The organism is Exiguobacterium sp. s131 (assembly GCF_018617345.1).
Taxonomy (GTDB): Bacteria; Bacillota; Bacilli; order Exiguobacteriales; family Exiguobacteriaceae; genus Exiguobacterium; species Exiguobacterium profundum.
This window is the reverse complement of the sequence record NZ_JACSJX010000003.1, coordinates 1-15,191: the sequence shown is the minus strand read 5'-3', so window position 1 is coordinate 15,191 and position 15,191 is coordinate 1. Positions and strand designations below refer to the sequence as shown.

Below are 15,191 nucleotides of genomic sequence, written 5' to 3'. Positions count from 1 at the left end.
TCGTTTATTGCTTGATTGTCGATTTGATGTCTTCGATATGTTTCAAGGTGACAGTCGTGTCGACTTGTGTGAAGGAGCGTAAGATTTCGTATAGTCGGACTTGCTCATCAAGATCGAATACAAAATCCTGATAGGTGATCAGCTCTTTGATCCATTTTTGGCGATTGAGCACAGGGACCTCGGTAGATTCAATTTTTTTGAGCGTCGAACGATTGCTGAACACGATCCATGAGTGGAGATGGATTCGGTCCACTCCAAGCACTTGCTTGATGGCTTTGAGATGCAATTCATTTTGCTTGATTGGATTGAAGAAGCGTTGTTTTTTACGGCGGGGGAGTGTCTGCGTCCAGTATTGGTCACGTGCCCGACCGAATATCCAACCGCTATAGTTTTTAGACTCGATGACATGTACCCCGGATTGGTTGATTAAAATGACATCGATTTCAGTGGTTCGATCTTTTTTAGAAGGATGGGGGAGATACAGGTTTGTCAGAATTAACGGTTGGAAGAACTTTGACTCAATCTCCGCCACACATAAGTATTCTCCGAATAGACCGGTGTCTTGGACCACTTTGAAGTAAGAATGTCGAGTTTGTTGAGAATACTGACTGTTTTGATAACGTTTGACCTTGTAGAGGATGATAAGTGTGAGGACGAGAAAAATGGGTGCGAATATGCTAATCAAGGTGACGAAAATACCTTCGAACAATTCTGTTAGTAGTGAAGCCATCAAATCCCTCCCTTTGTATCCACTATACAAGAAGCGAGATGATTCATATGTATATTTTTTACAATCGAGGATAATCGTTTTTTACATCATAAAGGACCCATCGAAATGGGTCCTTTTGCTTAGGTTTCATGCTTCAGCGTCTCACGCTCTTCTTCTGTAAAGACTCGAGAACGTCCTAAAAATCGTTTCCCTTCGACACCTTCAAGGGAAAACATACCACCTCGACCATCGACCACATCGATGATCAGTTGTGTATGTTTCCAATAATCATATTGTTTCTCATGGATATAAAATGGCGTCTCGCCGATTTCACCGAGAAGAACATCGTGGTCGCCCACCATGAACTCGTCACGTGGGAAACACATGGGAGAGCTCCCGTCACAACATCCTCCTGACTGATGAAAGAGGAGGGGACCGTGTTTTGATTTGAGACGTTCGATGAGTTCGAGCGCGGCGGGGGTGGCCTCGACTCGTCTCACCATCTTAGAAGAACCCGAGCTTTTGTTCGCTGTAGCTGACGAGCATGTTTTTCGTACGTTGATAGTGACTGAGCATCATCTTATGGTTCTCACGACCGATTCCGGACATTTTGTAACCACCGAATGCAGCATGTGCCGGATAGGAGTGGTAACAGTTGATCCAGACACGTCCTGCTTGAATTTCACGACCGAAGCGATATGCACGGTTCATGTCTCGTGTCCACACGCCTGCCCCGAGTCCGTAAAGCGTATCGTTCGCGATGGCGAGTGCCTCCGCATCGTCTTTGAACGTCGTGACGGATAAGACCGGTCCAAAAATCTCTTCTTGGAAGATTCGCATCTTGTTATGGCCTTTGAAGATCGTCGGTTGAATGTAATACCCATCCGCGAGCTCTCCGTCCATCATGTTGCGCTCTCCACCGATTAGGCATTCTGCGCCCTCGTCTTTCCCGATTTGGAGATAAGACAGGATTTTCTCCATCTGTTCGTTCGACGCTTGTGCACCCATCATGACATCGGCATCGAGTGGGTTGCCGAGCTTGATTGCTTTGACGCGTTCTAGCACGCGTTCCATGAACTTGTCATAAATCGACTCTTGAATCAAGGCGCGAGATGGGCACGTACAGACTTCCCCTTGATTCAAGGCGAACATGACGAGACCTTCAATCGCTTTATCAAAGAAATCGTCATCCGCGTCCATGATGTCGGCAAAGAAGATGTTTGGTGACTTTCCACCGAGCTCAAGCGTGACAGGGATGATGTTTTGAGAAGCGTATTGCATAATGAGGCGACCCGTTGTCGTCTCACCGGTGAAGGCGACTTTATCGACACGGTCACTCGATGCGAGCGGTTTTCCTGCTTCGAGACCGAAACCGTTCACGATATTGATGACACCAGGTGGTAATAAATCTTCGATGAGTTCCATGAGAACCATGATTGAAGAAGGGGTTTGTTCTGCCGGCTTTAAGACGACACAGTTTCCGGCAGCGAGTGCCGGCGCGAGTTTCCACACCGCCATCAAAATCGGAAAGTTCCACGGAATGATTTGAGCGACGACACCGAGCGGCTCATGGAAATGATAGGCGACCGTATCATGGTCGAGTTCACTGATGCCACCTTCTTGTGAGCGGATGACCCCTGCGAAGTAACGGAAGTGGTCGATGGCGAGCGGAAGGTCAGCGTTGAGCGTTTCCCGAACTGCCTTCCCATTTTCCCATGTTTCCGCATAGGCGAGCACTTCAAGGTTCTCTTCCATGCGGTCTGCAATTTTATTCAAGATGACAGAACGTTCCGTGACAGACGTTTTGCCCCAATCCTCTTTGGCTGCATGAGCGGCATCCAAAGCAAGTTCAACATCCTCTTTCGTTGAGCGGGCGACTTCACATAATACTTTCCCATTTACAGGAGATGTGTTTTCAAAGTATTCTCCACCAGCCGGTGCGGTCCACTTTCCGTTAATGTAGTTCTCATAACGGTCTTTAAACTGTACTTTCGTTCCTGCTGAGTTCGGTACTTCATAAATCATGATCGTTCCTCCCTTTTCATACGAGATAGAGGAGTTATGTATGCGCTTACATTTTTCAGTGAGCGAACGACTCCCTTTTTTCATCGTAACGGTACGATGTGATAAAAGTCAAAATTTTTTGACAATAATTTGTCAATCTTTTGTAAAAACGTTTTGAACTCAAGATTTGTGGAAATGAGTAGATTGTACACATTAATTCATCCATAAGGAGTGAGTCACGATGGCTAAGACATATCAAGTTGACCCGGCGCATAGTTCGATCACGTTCACGGTCAAGCACATGATGATTTCCAAGGTGAAGGGCGAGTTCAAAGAATTTGATATTAAGGCGAACGGTGAGCCGAGCGATTTAGCGAATGCGAGTGTGAAAGTGACGATTCAGGCAGCATCGATCGACACCAACAACACGGATCGGGATAATCACCTCCGTTCAGGCGATTTCTTCAATGCCGAGGAGCATCCGCATCTCGTCTTTCATTCCACTTCTTTCCGTTCAAAAGGGGGCGGAGAATTCGAAGTGACAGGGGATTTAACGATTCGAGGAACGACTCGGGAAGAGACGTTCGGAGTGGAGTATGAAGGAAGCGCCAAAGACCCATGGGGCAACACGAAACACGCCTTCTCCGGAGAAGGGTCGCTCAACCGTGAGGACTATGGATTAACGTGGAACCAAGCGCTTGAGGCGGGTGGTGTCCTCGTCGATAAGAAAGTCAAATTCGAGTTCGAGCTCCAATTCACTGAATCGGAAGCATAAGAAAAGTCGCTCATCTGAGCGACTTTTTATTGTTCGTATACCAATTTTTTCTGAAGGCTGTCTTCACTAAACACCCAACCTGTAAACGATGACAACACGTCATTCGTCTGCTCGTCGACGATAACGACGGCAACAAACGGATACATGTTTTTAGAGAAATAACGCAAGTTTGTGAAGCGGTATTCGATCATCCCGTTATGGCGTGTCACGGTGTACGTGTGAATTTTAGAAAATTCGAGGAACGCCTGTAAGTCAGCATTTTTCCGAGCCTCTACGAAATGGAGGTCTTCTTCTCCTGGCATCGGTTTGTCGCGGAAGCGACCACATTCGATGACTTTGCCTTTTTTTACTTTTACGGCTCCGAGACCATCACGGAAACGGACGGCGACATGCCAGTCATCCCAACCAATTCCTGGAGAGATGAACAATTCATGTGCCCCTGCAAAGTGTCTCGCCACGGTAGCGAGCGCACGGTTACGTAATTTAAACTGAATGGCATAGTAACTGATGACAAGCGCAATGAGCAGTGCAAAAATAGGGACAGTCGCACCCGTTATCATCCATAATGCATATGCACCGTAATAAGCGGAAAACAAGTACGGGTCAAACGTCCCGATTACGCCCCAGCCGATCCATTTTTTCGAAAAAGGTTGTAGCGCTTGCGTCCCGTAGGCATTAAATAAGTCGACCGTGACATGAAGCAACACGGCGATTTGTGCCATGACCCATAGGGAGGCAGGATTGACACCGAGGACCGTCCCGATGACAGCGCTGACGATGATTGGCCAAGCGAGAAGCGCGGTGATTCCATGTGAACGACCACGATGCTGGCGTAAATACGTACTATTTCCTTTTAACTTAAAGACGGTGTCGAAGTCTGGTGCATGTGAGCCGACGAGAGCCGTGGCTGTCATGGCTAAAAACAGTTGTGCATCACCTGACACTTCCGGGCTGAGCGTCGCGATGGCACTTAAACCAAGTCCCATACCAATGTGTGTCGCAGTATCCAATGTGCGTCAGCACCTCCATCAATAATGAAAGAATTACGTCATCTATTCCTATTTATCATACAATATTTTTAAAACGAGGGGAAACACAATGCTTAATCTTGATAAATTGTTCATAAATTATAATATTCATCATTTTAACGAGGAACTCGTCACCTGGTTCAATCGCGAAAAGCGTGATTTACCTTGGCGTCATGCGAAAAATCCTTATCGCGTGTGGGTGAGTGAAGTGATGTTGCAACAGACACGAGTCGATACGGTCATCCCATATTACAACCGGTTCATGGATCGCTTTCCGACGCTCGAAGATCTCGCAGCTGCTGACACGGATGAGGTCGTAAAGTATTGGGAAGGGCTCGGTTACTATTCTCGCGTCCGGAACTTACACGAAGCGGTCAAAGAAGTCGCTTCTGTTTACGAGGGGATTGTCCCGGAGGAGAAGGAACGTTTCGAGAAACTGAAAGGGGTCGGACCATATACGACGGGGGCCGTACTATCGATTGCCTACAATCAACCGGAGCCGGCTGTGGATGGAAACGTCATGCGCGTGATGTCCCGTCAATTCGGAATCTATGACGACATCGCACTGCCGAAGACACGCAAAATCTTCGAACAAGTCGTTCGTCGATTGATGGACCCGACTCACGCATCCGATTTTAACGAGGGTGTGATGGAGTTGGGTGCTACGGTCTGCACACCGAAAAATCCGATGTGCTCGCTCTGTCCTGTGCAAGACACTTGTTATGCATATGCGCATCATGTACAAGATGAGCTACCGGTCAAAACGAAGAAGGGAGCAGCACGTGTCGAAATGTACGACGCGCTATGCATCGAGAAAGACGGAAAAATCGCATATGAACAACGACCGGACAAAGGGTTGCTCGCTGGGATGTGGCAATATCCGCTTATGGATCGAGGAACGGGGGAACAACTTAACGGAACGTATCTCGGGCAAGTGAAGCATGTCTTCTCTCATATCGTTTGGTATATCGATTTATATCGTGTCGATACGCTTCCGACGGATGACGTCGTCTGGCTAGACACTTCGGAGCGCGAGGTGAAGACGGTTTCTGTTGCTCAACAAAAATTAGAACGATTGGTAGGTGACGAACGTGAGACGATTTGAGGTAGAGTCGACATATGATACGACGGTCGATTCACTTTGGGATTTATTGCAGGATGCCTCGCTTTTGACGAAGCTGACAAAGTTTCCTAAAGTACGCTTAGAGGGGGACGGCGCCTCGGTCGAAGGGAATGAAGTGAAGTTGTTCGTTGGGGTCGGTCCGGTGGAACTGCCATGGACCAGTGCCATCACCGTGGTGGGAAACCAAGCATTCTGCGATCAAGGAAAGACGTTACCGTTTCCGTTCAAGCGGTTCACGCACGTGCATCGGGTTGAGTCGCGTGATGGTAAGGCGGTCATGATCGATGAAGTAACGTTCGATAGCTATGTTCCGAACATACTCGTCGAGTATTTCGTGCTTCGGCCGATGTTCCAAGAACGGGCGCGGGCCTTCCAAAAAACACTAAATTCATGAAAATAAGAGATTTCCTTTTTCATTGGTTCTGAAAGTCGCTATAATTAAATATGAGAATTGTATAGCATCATAGCGGAAAGGAGGAGCTTATGAGCTTATTTCCCAAAGCAGGTAGCAAAATCGAGATACAGAGCTACAAGCACAACGGAACTTTGCATCGCGTTTGGGAAGAAACGCTCGTCCTTCAGTCGTCAAAAACGGATATGATCGGATTCAATGATCGCATCATGGTCAGCGAGTCAGACGGTCGGCAATGGAGAACGCGAGAGCCGGCAATTTGCTACTTTTCATCTGAGTATTGGTTCAATGTCATCTGTATGATTCGCGAAGACGGGATTTACTACTACTGTAATCTAGGTTCGCCGACTACATTTGATGGGGATGAACGTGCCATCAAATATATCGATTACGATTTGGACATCAAGGTGTTCCCGGATATGTCGTACACGATTTTAGATGAAGATGAATATGAGCGGCATCGTCGCGAGATGAATTATCCGAAAGCGATTGATCGAATCTTGAAGCAGAACGTGCAAGAACTGATCAACTGGATTCGAGGACGGAAAGGGCCGTTCAACCCAACATTCGTCGATGAATGGTATCGCGAATACGAAGCACGTTACCGGAGATGATTCCTCATCTCCGCTTTTTTTCTTAAGTCAGGAGGCATTATGGGTAGTATTAAACGTTATTTGCAGTTTGTTCGTCCGTATAAGAAACAAATTGCCCTTACCATTTTCGTCGGGATTTTGAAGTTTTCTATCCCGCTCGGATTACCGTTACTTTATAGATATGTCATCGATAACTATTTGACGGACGATGCGCCGAAGCAGGACTACACGACGCTCGTCTGGTTGTTCAGCATCGTTTTCTTCGTCTTCTTGGTCCTCAAGCCACCGATCGAATACTTGCGTCAATATTTGGCGCAGTGGGCCGCAACGCGTGTCTTGTTCGATGTGCGGAACCGGTTATTCGACCACGTCCAAAAGTTGTCACTCCGCTATTATTCAAACAATAAGACGGGACAAATCATTTCAAGGATCATCAATGACGTCGAACAGACGAAAGACTTCGTCATCACCGGGCTGATGAATATTTGGCTCGACATGGTCACCATCCTTATCGCCATCGGGATCATGTATACGATTGACCCGCAACTCACGTTGATTGCGATTTTACCACTTCCGTTTTATGCGATCGCAGTCCGCTATTTCTATGGGCGGTTGCGTCGTTTGACGCGTGAACGGTCGGCGGCACTCGCTGATTTACAAGGGCATTTGACAGAGCGTGTCAACGGGATGGCGGTCATTCGGAGTTTTGCGCTAGAGCCATATGAGAATAAGGCATTTGAACAACAGAACGGTGGTTTCCTGAACGCGGCACTTAAACATACGAGTTGGAACGCCAAGACGTATGTCGTCGTATCGACCATCACCGACATCGCGCCAATCCTCATCTTCACGACGGCATCGTGGCTCGTCATTCAAGAAGCGGTATCGCTCGGGACGCTCGTCGCGTTCATCGCGTACATCGACCGACTCTATGCACCGCTCGGTCGTCTCGTCAACTCGGCGACGACACTCACGCAGTCGGTCGCATCGATGGACCGTGTCTTTGAGTTTTTGGATGAAACATATGATATCGAAGAGAAATCGAACGGGTTCGTCCCGTTGTCGACAGCAGGTAAAATCGACCTTGAGCATGTGAGCTTTTCGTATGAACAGGACGGGGCACGAGCGTTGAACGATGTGAACCTTCAAATCCGCTCTGGTGAACGCGTGGCGTTTGTCGGAATGTCCGGTGGAGGGAAGTCGACACTCGTCAGTTTGATTCCGCGTTTCTATGACGTGACGGATGGAAGCATCAAAATCGACGGCGTCGATGTGCGTGATTTCAAATTACGTGCACTTCGTGATCAAATCGGAATGGTCATGCAGGATTCGGTCCTCTTCAGCGAATCGGTCGCGATGAATATTCGGATGGGAAAACCGGATGCGACGGATGAAGAAGTCATCGCGGCGGCCAAGGCGGCGAACGCCCATGAGTTTATCTCGAAATTACAGGACGGGTATGCGACACCGGTCGGGGAGAAAGGTGTCAAACTGTCTGGTGGACAGAAGCAACGGCTTGCGATTGCACGTGTCTTTTTGAAGAATCCACCAATCTTGATTTTAGACGAGGCGACGAGTGCGCTTGATTTAGAAAGTGAAGCGATGATTCAAGACTCGCTGGCCCGTCTGACGAAAGGGCGGACGACGTTAATCGTTGCCCACCGTTTGTCGACCATTACGGACGCCGATCAAATCGTCGTCGTGGATAACGGTCAAATCATGGAGACGGGTACGCATGAAGAGCTGATGCGTCGTCGCGGGGCGTATTATGACCTGTATATGATTCAAGATTTAGCTGTAGTTGAATAATGAAAAAAGTCGAGTCCCTATGGGCTCGACTTTTTTAGCGGTCTAAAAATCGTTTACGAACATCTGGTGAAGGGAGTGTGCACACTTCCTTCTTTCCAAATAGACGTGTCCGATATTTGGCGAACAACGTATATCCATGATCACGAATCGGTCTAGGTATGAAACGAATGAGTCGAAGCAGGCGCCAACGGCCATCAAGGTGTTCGGCAATTCGAATCGCAGCGTCTGATTTTAAGTAAGGAACCCCTTCCTCAATATAGACGATGCTGTCGACTGATTCCGGGATCCGGTGTCGTGCTCGGAGCGACTGACCGACCTCGCTTTGGAGCGAAGCAAAGTGAATCGAGGCGTGTCGATCATGACGAATGATGAACTGAACACTGGCATCACAGAAGTTGCAATCGCCATCAAATAAAACAATCGCAGGCAAGTACTTCGCCTCCTTCATCGTACTGTTTTACCGTTTTGTCTTCATGTTAAACGTCAAGCAGCGAGTTGGCGAGCAGGTTGCATCTTGTAGAGCGATACATAATACAAGTAAGCACCGAGAGCACCGAAGACAAACATGTAACCGCTCATCAAGACCGGACCGATGAACGCGCCGACGACAATTCCTGCCGCAGCAACCAACTTGGCTCCATGGAATGTGAGCCCGCCGAACGCAAGGTAGGAAGCCCGGCGTTCAGGATCGAGGAGGTCAACCTGTTTCACTTGCCGAATCGGAGAGTAGAGGAGTTCGCCGATTGTGAAGATGATTGCGAGTGTGGCCAGGACGATAAAGGAGTTCATCGAGGTAATGGCGGCGTATGCTGTGATATATAACGATAAGCCAATGAAAAACACGGTCTTCTCTTTGAAACGTTTGACGAAAGCGGTGACCGCAAACGTGATGGCGACGACGAGCAAGGTGTTCTCTAGTTGCATAAACGCCATCATGCGAACCCCATCAAAAGGTATTCCGAAAATTTGACGACTTTCGAATGACTCTGCTAAATGGACACCGATATAGTTCGCCATATGAAACTCGGTCGAAAAGACGAGCATACTTCCAAATACGAATGTGATCCATCGGCGGTCGCGTAACGCGATTTTATAGTTTTCGATGACACCATGAATCGGGTTTGACGGTGTTGAGCGGTTGCCAGTATATGTGTCGACCAAGAAACGTTGAAGAATGATTGTGGTCACAGTGAGAATGACCGTCATACCGATAAAGAGAGCGAAACGATGGTCGCGATAAAAGGCGCCGCCGAGCATGACGCCTCCGGCGATAGCCAAGTTGACGAGCCAGTAGTCATACACGTAGATGGCTTTTCGATTCGATTCTTCCATGGAGTCGATGACGATTGCCTCAAGTGCCGGATAGTTCAATCCGTTCGAAACGGCATGTCCGAAGTAGAGGATGGCGACGACGAGTGCCCAGTTATTCGATGGGTGAATGGCGATGGTCATCCCAAGAAAACAGATGATTTGAATCACCTGGCCAATTTGTAAGACAACCTTCCGATTGAACCGATCGGAAAAGTACCCACCGAATAGACCGGTCAAGTAACCGACGATAACGAATGAGGTCATGATGATTCCAGCGGGGACTTTCCCCAACTCTTCTGAGAAATAGAGTGCCATGAATGGGAAAATGGCTGATCCGACGATTCGAATACAAAATCCGCAAACGAGTCGCAAGCGGACATTTAATGGAAAATCTTTAAATTTCATATGGTGAGCACCTCCTTGGTTCTACTGTAATGGGGGACGGTACATGATAAAAAGAGACACTTTTTTTAAAGATGTCCCCTTTTACAAAAAAAGAGATGCTCGCGCATCTCCCTCTCTTACAATTGAGCAAACGAGCGGTGGACCGCTTCGATTGTCTCTTCGATATCTTGTTCCGTATGCTCTGTCGTCAAGAACCAGGCTTCATATTTTGATGGAGCCAAGTTCACGCCATTCTCAAGCATCAACTTGAAGAAGCGTCCGAACTTCTCACCATCTGACTTTTCCGCACCTTCATAGTCGGTGACGATTTCATCCGTAAAGTAAACGGTAAGGGCACCTTTTAAGCGGTTGAGCGTGATCGTAACGTCATGCTTCTCCGCTGCCTCACGGATGCCGGCTTCCAGTTTCGCACCGAGAGCATCTAACTTCTCATAGACACCAGGTTGCTCGAGCACTTCCAGGCAAGCAATCCCTGTCGCCATTGAGGCCGGGTTTCCGGCCATCGTGCCGGCTTGATATGCAGGTCCGAGTGGAGCGACTGTCTCCATGATTTCAGCCTTCCCGCCGTAAGCACCGATTGGTAGACCACCACCGATGATTTTACCAAGTGCCGTCATATCCGGTTCGATGCCATATACTTGTTGGGCACTTCCGTATGTGAAACGGAACGCCGTGATGACCTCGTCATAGATGACGAGTGCGCCGTGTTCATGAGTGATGTCATTGACAGCTTGGAGGAAACCTGGCTTCGGTTCGACGATTCCGAAGTTCCCGACAATCGGTTCGACGAGGACACATGCAACCTGGTCTCCCCATTCTTTCATCATCTCGCGATACGCTTCGACGTCGTTGAATGGGACGGTGATGACTTCTTTGGCAGTGGCTTTTGTCACACCTGCAGAGTCCGGAGAACCGAGTGTCGCTGGACCACTACCTGCCGCAATCAGCATGAGATCCGAATGACCGTGATAACAACCGCTGAATTTCACAACGAGTTCACGACCGGTGTAAGCACGGGCGACTCGTACTGTCGTCATGACGGCTTCCGTCCCCGAGTTCGTGAATCGTACTTTATCCATCGAAGGGATGGCTTGTTTTAGTTTCTTCGCAAACTCGACTTCGAGACGATGAGGTGTCCCGTAAAGTAAGCCTTTTAAAGAAGCATTGACGAGCGCTTCATGAATATGTGGATGGGCGTGACCGGTAATGATTGGACCGTACGCTGCCAAATAATCGATGTAGCGATTCCCGTCTACATCATAGAAATAGGCGCCTTCGCCGCGTTCCATATATACAGGAGCACCGCCACCGACCGCTTTGAATGAGCGGGACGGACTGTTGACACCTCCGACGATATGAGTGAGTGCATCTTGGTACAATGCATCAGATGACTGACGAGTTGATGAAGTAGTCATATGTATTGCCTCCTTATTCAAATTCGCACTTATTGTAACATAGCCGTCAACCGCTTAAGCTCAGTGTTTGACGAGTAGTTGAGAAATCAGTACACTATTTATAAAGATTACTATGTAAGAAATAAGTTAATGTTCAAAACTATTTCGCATGAATTTTATAGAAGAAATGAGGGATTGACGTGGGAAGCGAAATGCTTGACCATGCTGTTCAGTCGCTCCGGGAACATGGAGTCAGAATGACGCCTCAGCGCCAGGCCATTTTGGAGTACCTCGTCACGGAGCATAGTCACCCGACTGCGGATGACATTTATAAGGCACTAGCCGCACGGTTTCCGAACATGAGTGTGGCCACTGTATACAACAACTTGCGCGTCTTTAAAGAGGTAGGCCTCGTTCAAGAAATGAACTACGGGGACGCCTCGAGTCGTTTTGACTTTGTGACATCGAAGCACTATCACATCATCTGTGACACGTGTGGAAAAGTCGTCGACTTTAACTATCCTGTATTAGATGAAATCGAATCGGTTGCATCTCAATTGACTGGATTCAAAGTTGATCGTCACCGTCTTGAAGTGTACGGAACGTGCCCGTCTTGTCAGTCTGAACAATCGCAAACACATTAAAAAACCACATCCGAGCAGTCGGATGTGGTTTTTGTGTTAGTCCGTTTGTTGTGACTGACGTTTGTTGTATTTCTCATCGAACTCTTTACCTTCAAGTGAGCGGTCGATTGTGAGCGGTTCGTCGCAATGCATACATAAGTCGACGCGTCCGAGCATCTTCGTCTCTTTTTCACAGTTCGGACAAGTCACGATGATGGCTTTTGTCGAGGCCATCCCGACGATGAAGTAAAGGGCAGAGCTCGCAAGTACCATGACAAATCCGAGAAGCATGAAAATAATCATGAGCCAGGTGATGGATTTGGCGAGAAGGCCGAGATACATGACCCCGATCCCACCGAAGATAAGAAGTAATGCTATATTACGTGCGCGGTTGATTTTGTTCCCCCGTTTTTTCATGAGTGAATCCCTCCAATAGTCTGTCTCTATCATAGCTCATCTTCAAACGAGTGAGAAGTTCCTGCACTTTTTCGGCAGGAGTTTTTTGAAAAGAGGGCGAAATTGGTTCGTATCGAAAATGACAATCGTCATATATAGTCAACTTGCGATTGGGAGAGAAGGGGTCCAGATGACGATGGAATATGCGACTCGCACCATTTACTCAGAATATGCTGCATTAAAAACGACACTCGGGATTATTGAAGTGAAGAAGAAGCGGGCACGTGATCCGTTGACGGATCAATCGGATCGCCTGCTCATTGTGATTGAAGCAAAACCAGAACCGTTTTGGACGGTGAAACACTATCATGTCGGTCAAGAAAAAATTGTCCTGCACGTAGTCAGTGACTCGATGATGGATCGGTGGATTGTCTTGAATGAAAATCGGCGAGCCATTCATTGGATTGAAGACGGAATCGTCTTGTTCGAACGAAATGGGTACATTTTAGAGTTACGACAGCGCAACCGTAATTTAACGAATCGGGAACAACGTTTACAACTCTCAATCTCTTTCGCAAAGTTGTTGCGTCGGTTTGAAGACGGACGTTATCTATTTTTAGAAGGGGAGTTCCAAGACGCCTTCACTCAGATTCATCATGCGCTCACTCACCTGGCACGCCTCTCGATTCTTGAGGCGGGGATTCATCCGGAAATCGTATTGTGGGAACAGGTACGAGCCATTGACCTCGAAATTTATAAGCTGCACGATGAATTGGTCGGAGGACAAGAATCGCTTGAACAGCGCATCCACCTTGTCGTCATTGGCATGGAACATTTGATTCAATCGAAAGTGTTGCCGGGGACGTTGTTATTACTTCAGACGATGCAGGAGAAAGGCGGAGCGTGGACGTTCTCAGAATTGATGGAACATCCGAATTTGAATGAGCTCCGTGTCGACCTTGGAAGCATCATTGGTTTTTTAGTGAAAAAAGGGTATGTTCGAACGGTCACGAGACCGACGAAAGGGGTCGGGGTAGAGGCAGTGTTTTATGAGATTGCTTGACTTCCCTTTCATAGGAACAATGAGGAGAAAATCAGTTATATGAAACTATTGAAATTTAGCGTGGGAACCGTCTTTATTTTATTTGTCACGATTGTGATTTCTGTCTTTGTCGCCCTTTTTACGATGGGAGACCCCATCACACTTGGGCGACCGATTATTTGGACGATATGGTATATGGCCGTTCTACTAATCATATGTATGGGACTCTATGATTTTTCGTCCTTTTCAAAACAAAAGATTCGAAAAGCTCTCGGCTGGGGTGCGTTAGTCGGTGCTGTCCTCTTCGCTTCTGTGAAAGGATATTATATGTATCAAGATAGTTTGAAGATTGAGGAACGCGGTGTGGAGTTGATGGATTATCAGCCGTTCACGGATTCAGAACAATTGGCGAGACTCGATCACGAGGCTTCGGTGAAGTTTGAGGAAGGTTTGCCGCGATTAGATGGAGCGACAGCGCTCTATCCGATGTACGCTTCATTCGTGGAAGCAGTTTATCCGGACTCGGAAACGTATGATCCATATAATGATCAAACGAGTAAAGTCGTGTCGACGACAACACCGGAAGCATACAGCCGACTGATGAACGATCAGACCGACTTGATTTTCGTCGCTGGTCCATCTGACCGTCAATTGAAGGTTGCGAAACAAAAAAACGTTTCTTTACATATGACGGCGATTGGAAGGGAAGCATTTGTGTTCTTCGTCCATGAAGATAACCCGGTCGATTCTTTGACGATGGAACAAGTTCGGGGGATTTATTCAGGAGACATTCGGAATTGGGAAGAGGTCGGAGGGGACTCGGAATCCATTCGTGCTTTTCAACGACCGGAGGACAGTGGCAGTCAAACGGCGTTACAAAAGATGATGGGCGAACAAAAGCTCATGGAGGCGCCGGTAGAAGATGTTCCTGAAGGGATGGGTGGAATCATTCAACAAACTTCATCGTATCGGAACCATAAAAATGCGATTGGATTTTCATTTAGATACTATGCGACAGAAATGGTGCATGACTATGAAATCAAGTTACTTCGCATAGATGGAATCGAACCGACCGTTGAAACGATTCAGGATGGATCATATCCACTGACTTCTGAATTTTATGCGGTGACTACGGAAGAGAAGGCAGAGCGATATGAAGAATTTCTAAAATGGCTCAAAAGCGAGGATGGGCAGACGTTAGTTGAGAAGACGGGCTATGTCCGTCTCGATTAATACAAAGCAGAAGGTTTACTTTTCATCATGTTGATGGGAAGTAAATCTTTTTTAGTTTTTATTGTTTTTTGTATTGACGAAGTGGTAAATAGAGATTATAGTTATAAACGTTGTCACGGCAAAAGATTATTTCAGAAAAACAATTTGTGAAAAAGTTGTTGACGAAAACAATCAAAACGTGATAGATTAATTAAGTCGCCAAGAGCGGCAGACGAACTTTGAAAACTGAACGATGAGGCAAAAATAAGTTTTACCATTTTTGAATGAAGCGCAAGCTTCGTCAATTTAAGAGCTATATCAAATTCTTTGGAGAGTTTGATCCTGGCTCAGGACG

The 15,191-nt window shown here is 47.3% G+C and carries 16 protein-coding genes; 8 read left to right on the top strand and 8 right to left on the bottom strand.

The genetic code is table 11. From position 1 onward, the window contains the following. Positions 1-4: 4 nt before the first annotated feature. The 3 genes from KNO69_RS12355 to adh form a co-directional block, all read right to left on the bottom strand. On the bottom strand, positions 5-730 hold the full coding sequence (locus tag KNO69_RS12355; RefSeq protein ID WP_214818378.1) for a nuclease-related domain-containing protein: 726 nt from the start codon (positions 728-730) through the stop codon (positions 5-7). Positions 731-849: 119 nt separating this feature from the next. Next, the gene (locus KNO69_RS12350; RefSeq protein WP_214818375.1) at positions 850-1,212 is read right to left on the bottom strand and encodes a DUF779 domain-containing protein; all 363 of its coding nucleotides are present in this window, start codon (positions 1,210-1,212) and stop codon (positions 850-852) included. Between the two features lies 1 nt (position 1,213). Then, positions 1,214-2,734, bottom strand: coding sequence for an aldehyde dehydrogenase (adh, locus tag KNO69_RS12345; protein ID WP_214818371.1), 1,521 nt, complete (start codon positions 2,732-2,734; stop codon positions 1,214-1,216). 220 nt (positions 2,735-2,954) lie between these two features. Between adh and KNO69_RS12340 the strand changes: the two genes are divergently transcribed. Continuing rightward, positions 2,955-3,488, top strand: a complete 534-nt coding sequence (locus KNO69_RS12340) for a YceI family protein (protein WP_214818369.1) — start codon at positions 2,955-2,957, stop codon at positions 3,486-3,488. A 26-nt stretch (positions 3,489-3,514) separates the two neighbouring features. On the opposite strand, the gene KNO69_RS12335 is transcribed toward KNO69_RS12340, so the two are convergent. Beyond that, positions 3,515-4,498 carry a metal-dependent hydrolase gene (locus KNO69_RS12335; protein WP_015880893.1) on the bottom strand — a complete coding sequence of 328 codons (984 nt, stop codon included), beginning with the start codon at positions 4,496-4,498 and terminating at the stop codon, positions 3,515-3,517. 88 nt (positions 4,499-4,586) lie between these two features. On the opposite strand from KNO69_RS12335, the gene mutY reads away from it, so the two are divergent. The 4 genes from mutY (at position 4,587) to KNO69_RS12315 (ending at position 8,453) form a co-directional block, all read left to right on the top strand. Beyond that, positions 4,587-5,621, top strand: coding sequence for an A/G-specific adenine glycosylase (mutY, locus tag KNO69_RS12330; RefSeq protein ID WP_214818367.1), 1,035 nt, complete (start codon positions 4,587-4,589; stop codon positions 5,619-5,621). Then, entirely contained in the window at positions 5,608-6,033 is a 426-nt protein-coding gene (locus KNO69_RS12325) for a hypothetical protein (protein WP_214818365.1), read from the top strand. The genes mutY and KNO69_RS12325 overlap by 14 nt, the downstream gene beginning before the upstream one ends. An 89-nt stretch (positions 6,034-6,122) precedes the next feature. After that, complete coding sequence (gene ntdP, locus KNO69_RS12320) at positions 6,123-6,665, top strand: nucleoside tri-diphosphate phosphatase (protein WP_015880896.1); 543 nt, start codon at positions 6,123-6,125, stop codon at positions 6,663-6,665. Positions 6,666-6,704: 39 nt separating this feature from the next. Next, positions 6,705-8,453 carry an ABC transporter ATP-binding protein gene (locus KNO69_RS12315; protein ID WP_214818363.1) on the top strand — a complete coding sequence of 583 codons (1,749 nt, stop codon included), beginning with the start codon at positions 6,705-6,707 and terminating at the stop codon, positions 8,451-8,453. Between the two features lie 34 nt (positions 8,454-8,487). Here the strand turns inward: KNO69_RS12315 and KNO69_RS12310 are convergent, their stop codons facing one another. The 3 genes from KNO69_RS12310 to KNO69_RS12300 all read right to left on the bottom strand — a co-directional run bounded on the left by KNO69_RS12310 (position 8,488) and on the right by KNO69_RS12300 (position 11,584). After that, positions 8,488-8,883 carry a thiol-disulfide oxidoreductase DCC family protein gene (locus KNO69_RS12310; protein ID WP_143180258.1) on the bottom strand — a complete coding sequence of 132 codons (396 nt, stop codon included), beginning with the start codon at positions 8,881-8,883 and terminating at the stop codon, positions 8,488-8,490. A 53-nt stretch (positions 8,884-8,936) separates the two neighbouring features. Then, positions 8,937-10,169, bottom strand: coding sequence for an MFS transporter (locus KNO69_RS12305; RefSeq protein WP_214818361.1), 1,233 nt, complete (start codon positions 10,167-10,169; stop codon positions 8,937-8,939). A 116-nt stretch (positions 10,170-10,285) separates the two neighbouring features. Next, positions 10,286-11,584: a glutamate-1-semialdehyde 2,1-aminomutase gene (locus KNO69_RS12300; protein ID WP_196431528.1), complete on the bottom strand. Its 1,299-nt coding sequence runs from the start codon at positions 11,582-11,584 to the stop codon at positions 10,286-10,288. Positions 11,585-11,775: 191 nt separating this feature from the next. Between KNO69_RS12300 and perR the strand changes: the two genes are divergently transcribed. Next, positions 11,776-12,207 carry a peroxide-responsive transcriptional repressor PerR gene (perR, locus tag KNO69_RS12295; protein WP_031421138.1) on the top strand — a complete coding sequence of 144 codons (432 nt, stop codon included), beginning with the start codon at positions 11,776-11,778 and terminating at the stop codon, positions 12,205-12,207. 36 nt (positions 12,208-12,243) lie between these two features. On the opposite strand, the gene KNO69_RS12290 is transcribed toward perR, so the two are convergent. Beyond that, positions 12,244-12,603: a YgzB family protein gene (locus tag KNO69_RS12290; protein ID WP_031421140.1), complete on the bottom strand. Its 360-nt coding sequence runs from the start codon at positions 12,601-12,603 to the stop codon at positions 12,244-12,246. Positions 12,604-12,772: 169 nt separating this feature from the next. Between KNO69_RS12290 and KNO69_RS12285 the strand changes: the two genes are divergently transcribed. Further along, a complete protein-coding gene (locus KNO69_RS12285; protein ID WP_214818359.1) occupies positions 12,773-13,645 on the top strand; it encodes a nucleotidyltransferase-like protein in 873 nt (290 codons plus the stop codon). Between the two features lie 39 nt (positions 13,646-13,684). Then, on the top strand, positions 13,685-14,857 hold the full coding sequence (locus KNO69_RS12280) for a substrate-binding domain-containing protein (protein ID WP_214818356.1): 1,173 nt from the start codon (positions 13,685-13,687) through the stop codon (positions 14,855-14,857). The last annotated feature ends 334 nt before the right edge of the window (positions 14,858-15,191 follow it).

Bases quoted from the DNA above. Each gene is read 5' to 3' on its own strand.
- KNO69_RS12355 (WP_214818378.1), bottom strand. From the start codon at position 730: ATGGCTTCACTACTAACAGAATTGTTCGAAGGTATTTTCGTCACCTTG.
- KNO69_RS12350 (WP_214818375.1), bottom strand. From the start codon at position 1,212: ATGGTGAGACGAGTCGAGGCCACCCCCGCCGCGCTCGAACTCATCGAA.
- adh (WP_214818371.1), bottom strand. From the start codon at position 2,734: ATGATTTATGAAGTACCGAACTCAGCAGGAACGAAAGTACAGTTTAAA.
- KNO69_RS12340 (WP_214818369.1), top strand. From the start codon at position 2,955: ATGGCTAAGACATATCAAGTTGACCCGGCGCATAGTTCGATCACGTTC.
- mutY (WP_214818367.1), top strand. From the start codon at position 4,587: ATGCTTAATCTTGATAAATTGTTCATAAATTATAATATTCATCATTTT.
- ntdP (WP_015880896.1), top strand. From the start codon at position 6,123: ATGAGCTTATTTCCCAAAGCAGGTAGCAAAATCGAGATACAGAGCTAC.
- KNO69_RS12315 (WP_214818363.1), top strand. From the start codon at position 6,705: ATGGGTAGTATTAAACGTTATTTGCAGTTTGTTCGTCCGTATAAGAAA.
- KNO69_RS12305 (WP_214818361.1), bottom strand. From the start codon at position 10,169: ATGAAATTTAAAGATTTTCCATTAAATGTCCGCTTGCGACTCGTTTGC.
- KNO69_RS12300 (WP_196431528.1), bottom strand. From the start codon at position 11,584: ATGACTACTTCATCAACTCGTCAGTCATCTGATGCATTGTACCAAGAT.
- perR (WP_031421138.1), top strand. From the start codon at position 11,776: ATGCTTGACCATGCTGTTCAGTCGCTCCGGGAACATGGAGTCAGAATG.
- KNO69_RS12290 (WP_031421140.1), bottom strand. From the start codon at position 12,603: ATGAAAAAACGGGGGAACAAAATCAACCGCGCACGTAATATAGCATTA.
- KNO69_RS12285 (WP_214818359.1), top strand. From the start codon at position 12,773: ATGACGATGGAATATGCGACTCGCACCATTTACTCAGAATATGCTGCA.
- KNO69_RS12280 (WP_214818356.1), top strand. From the start codon at position 13,685: ATGAAACTATTGAAATTTAGCGTGGGAACCGTCTTTATTTTATTTGTC.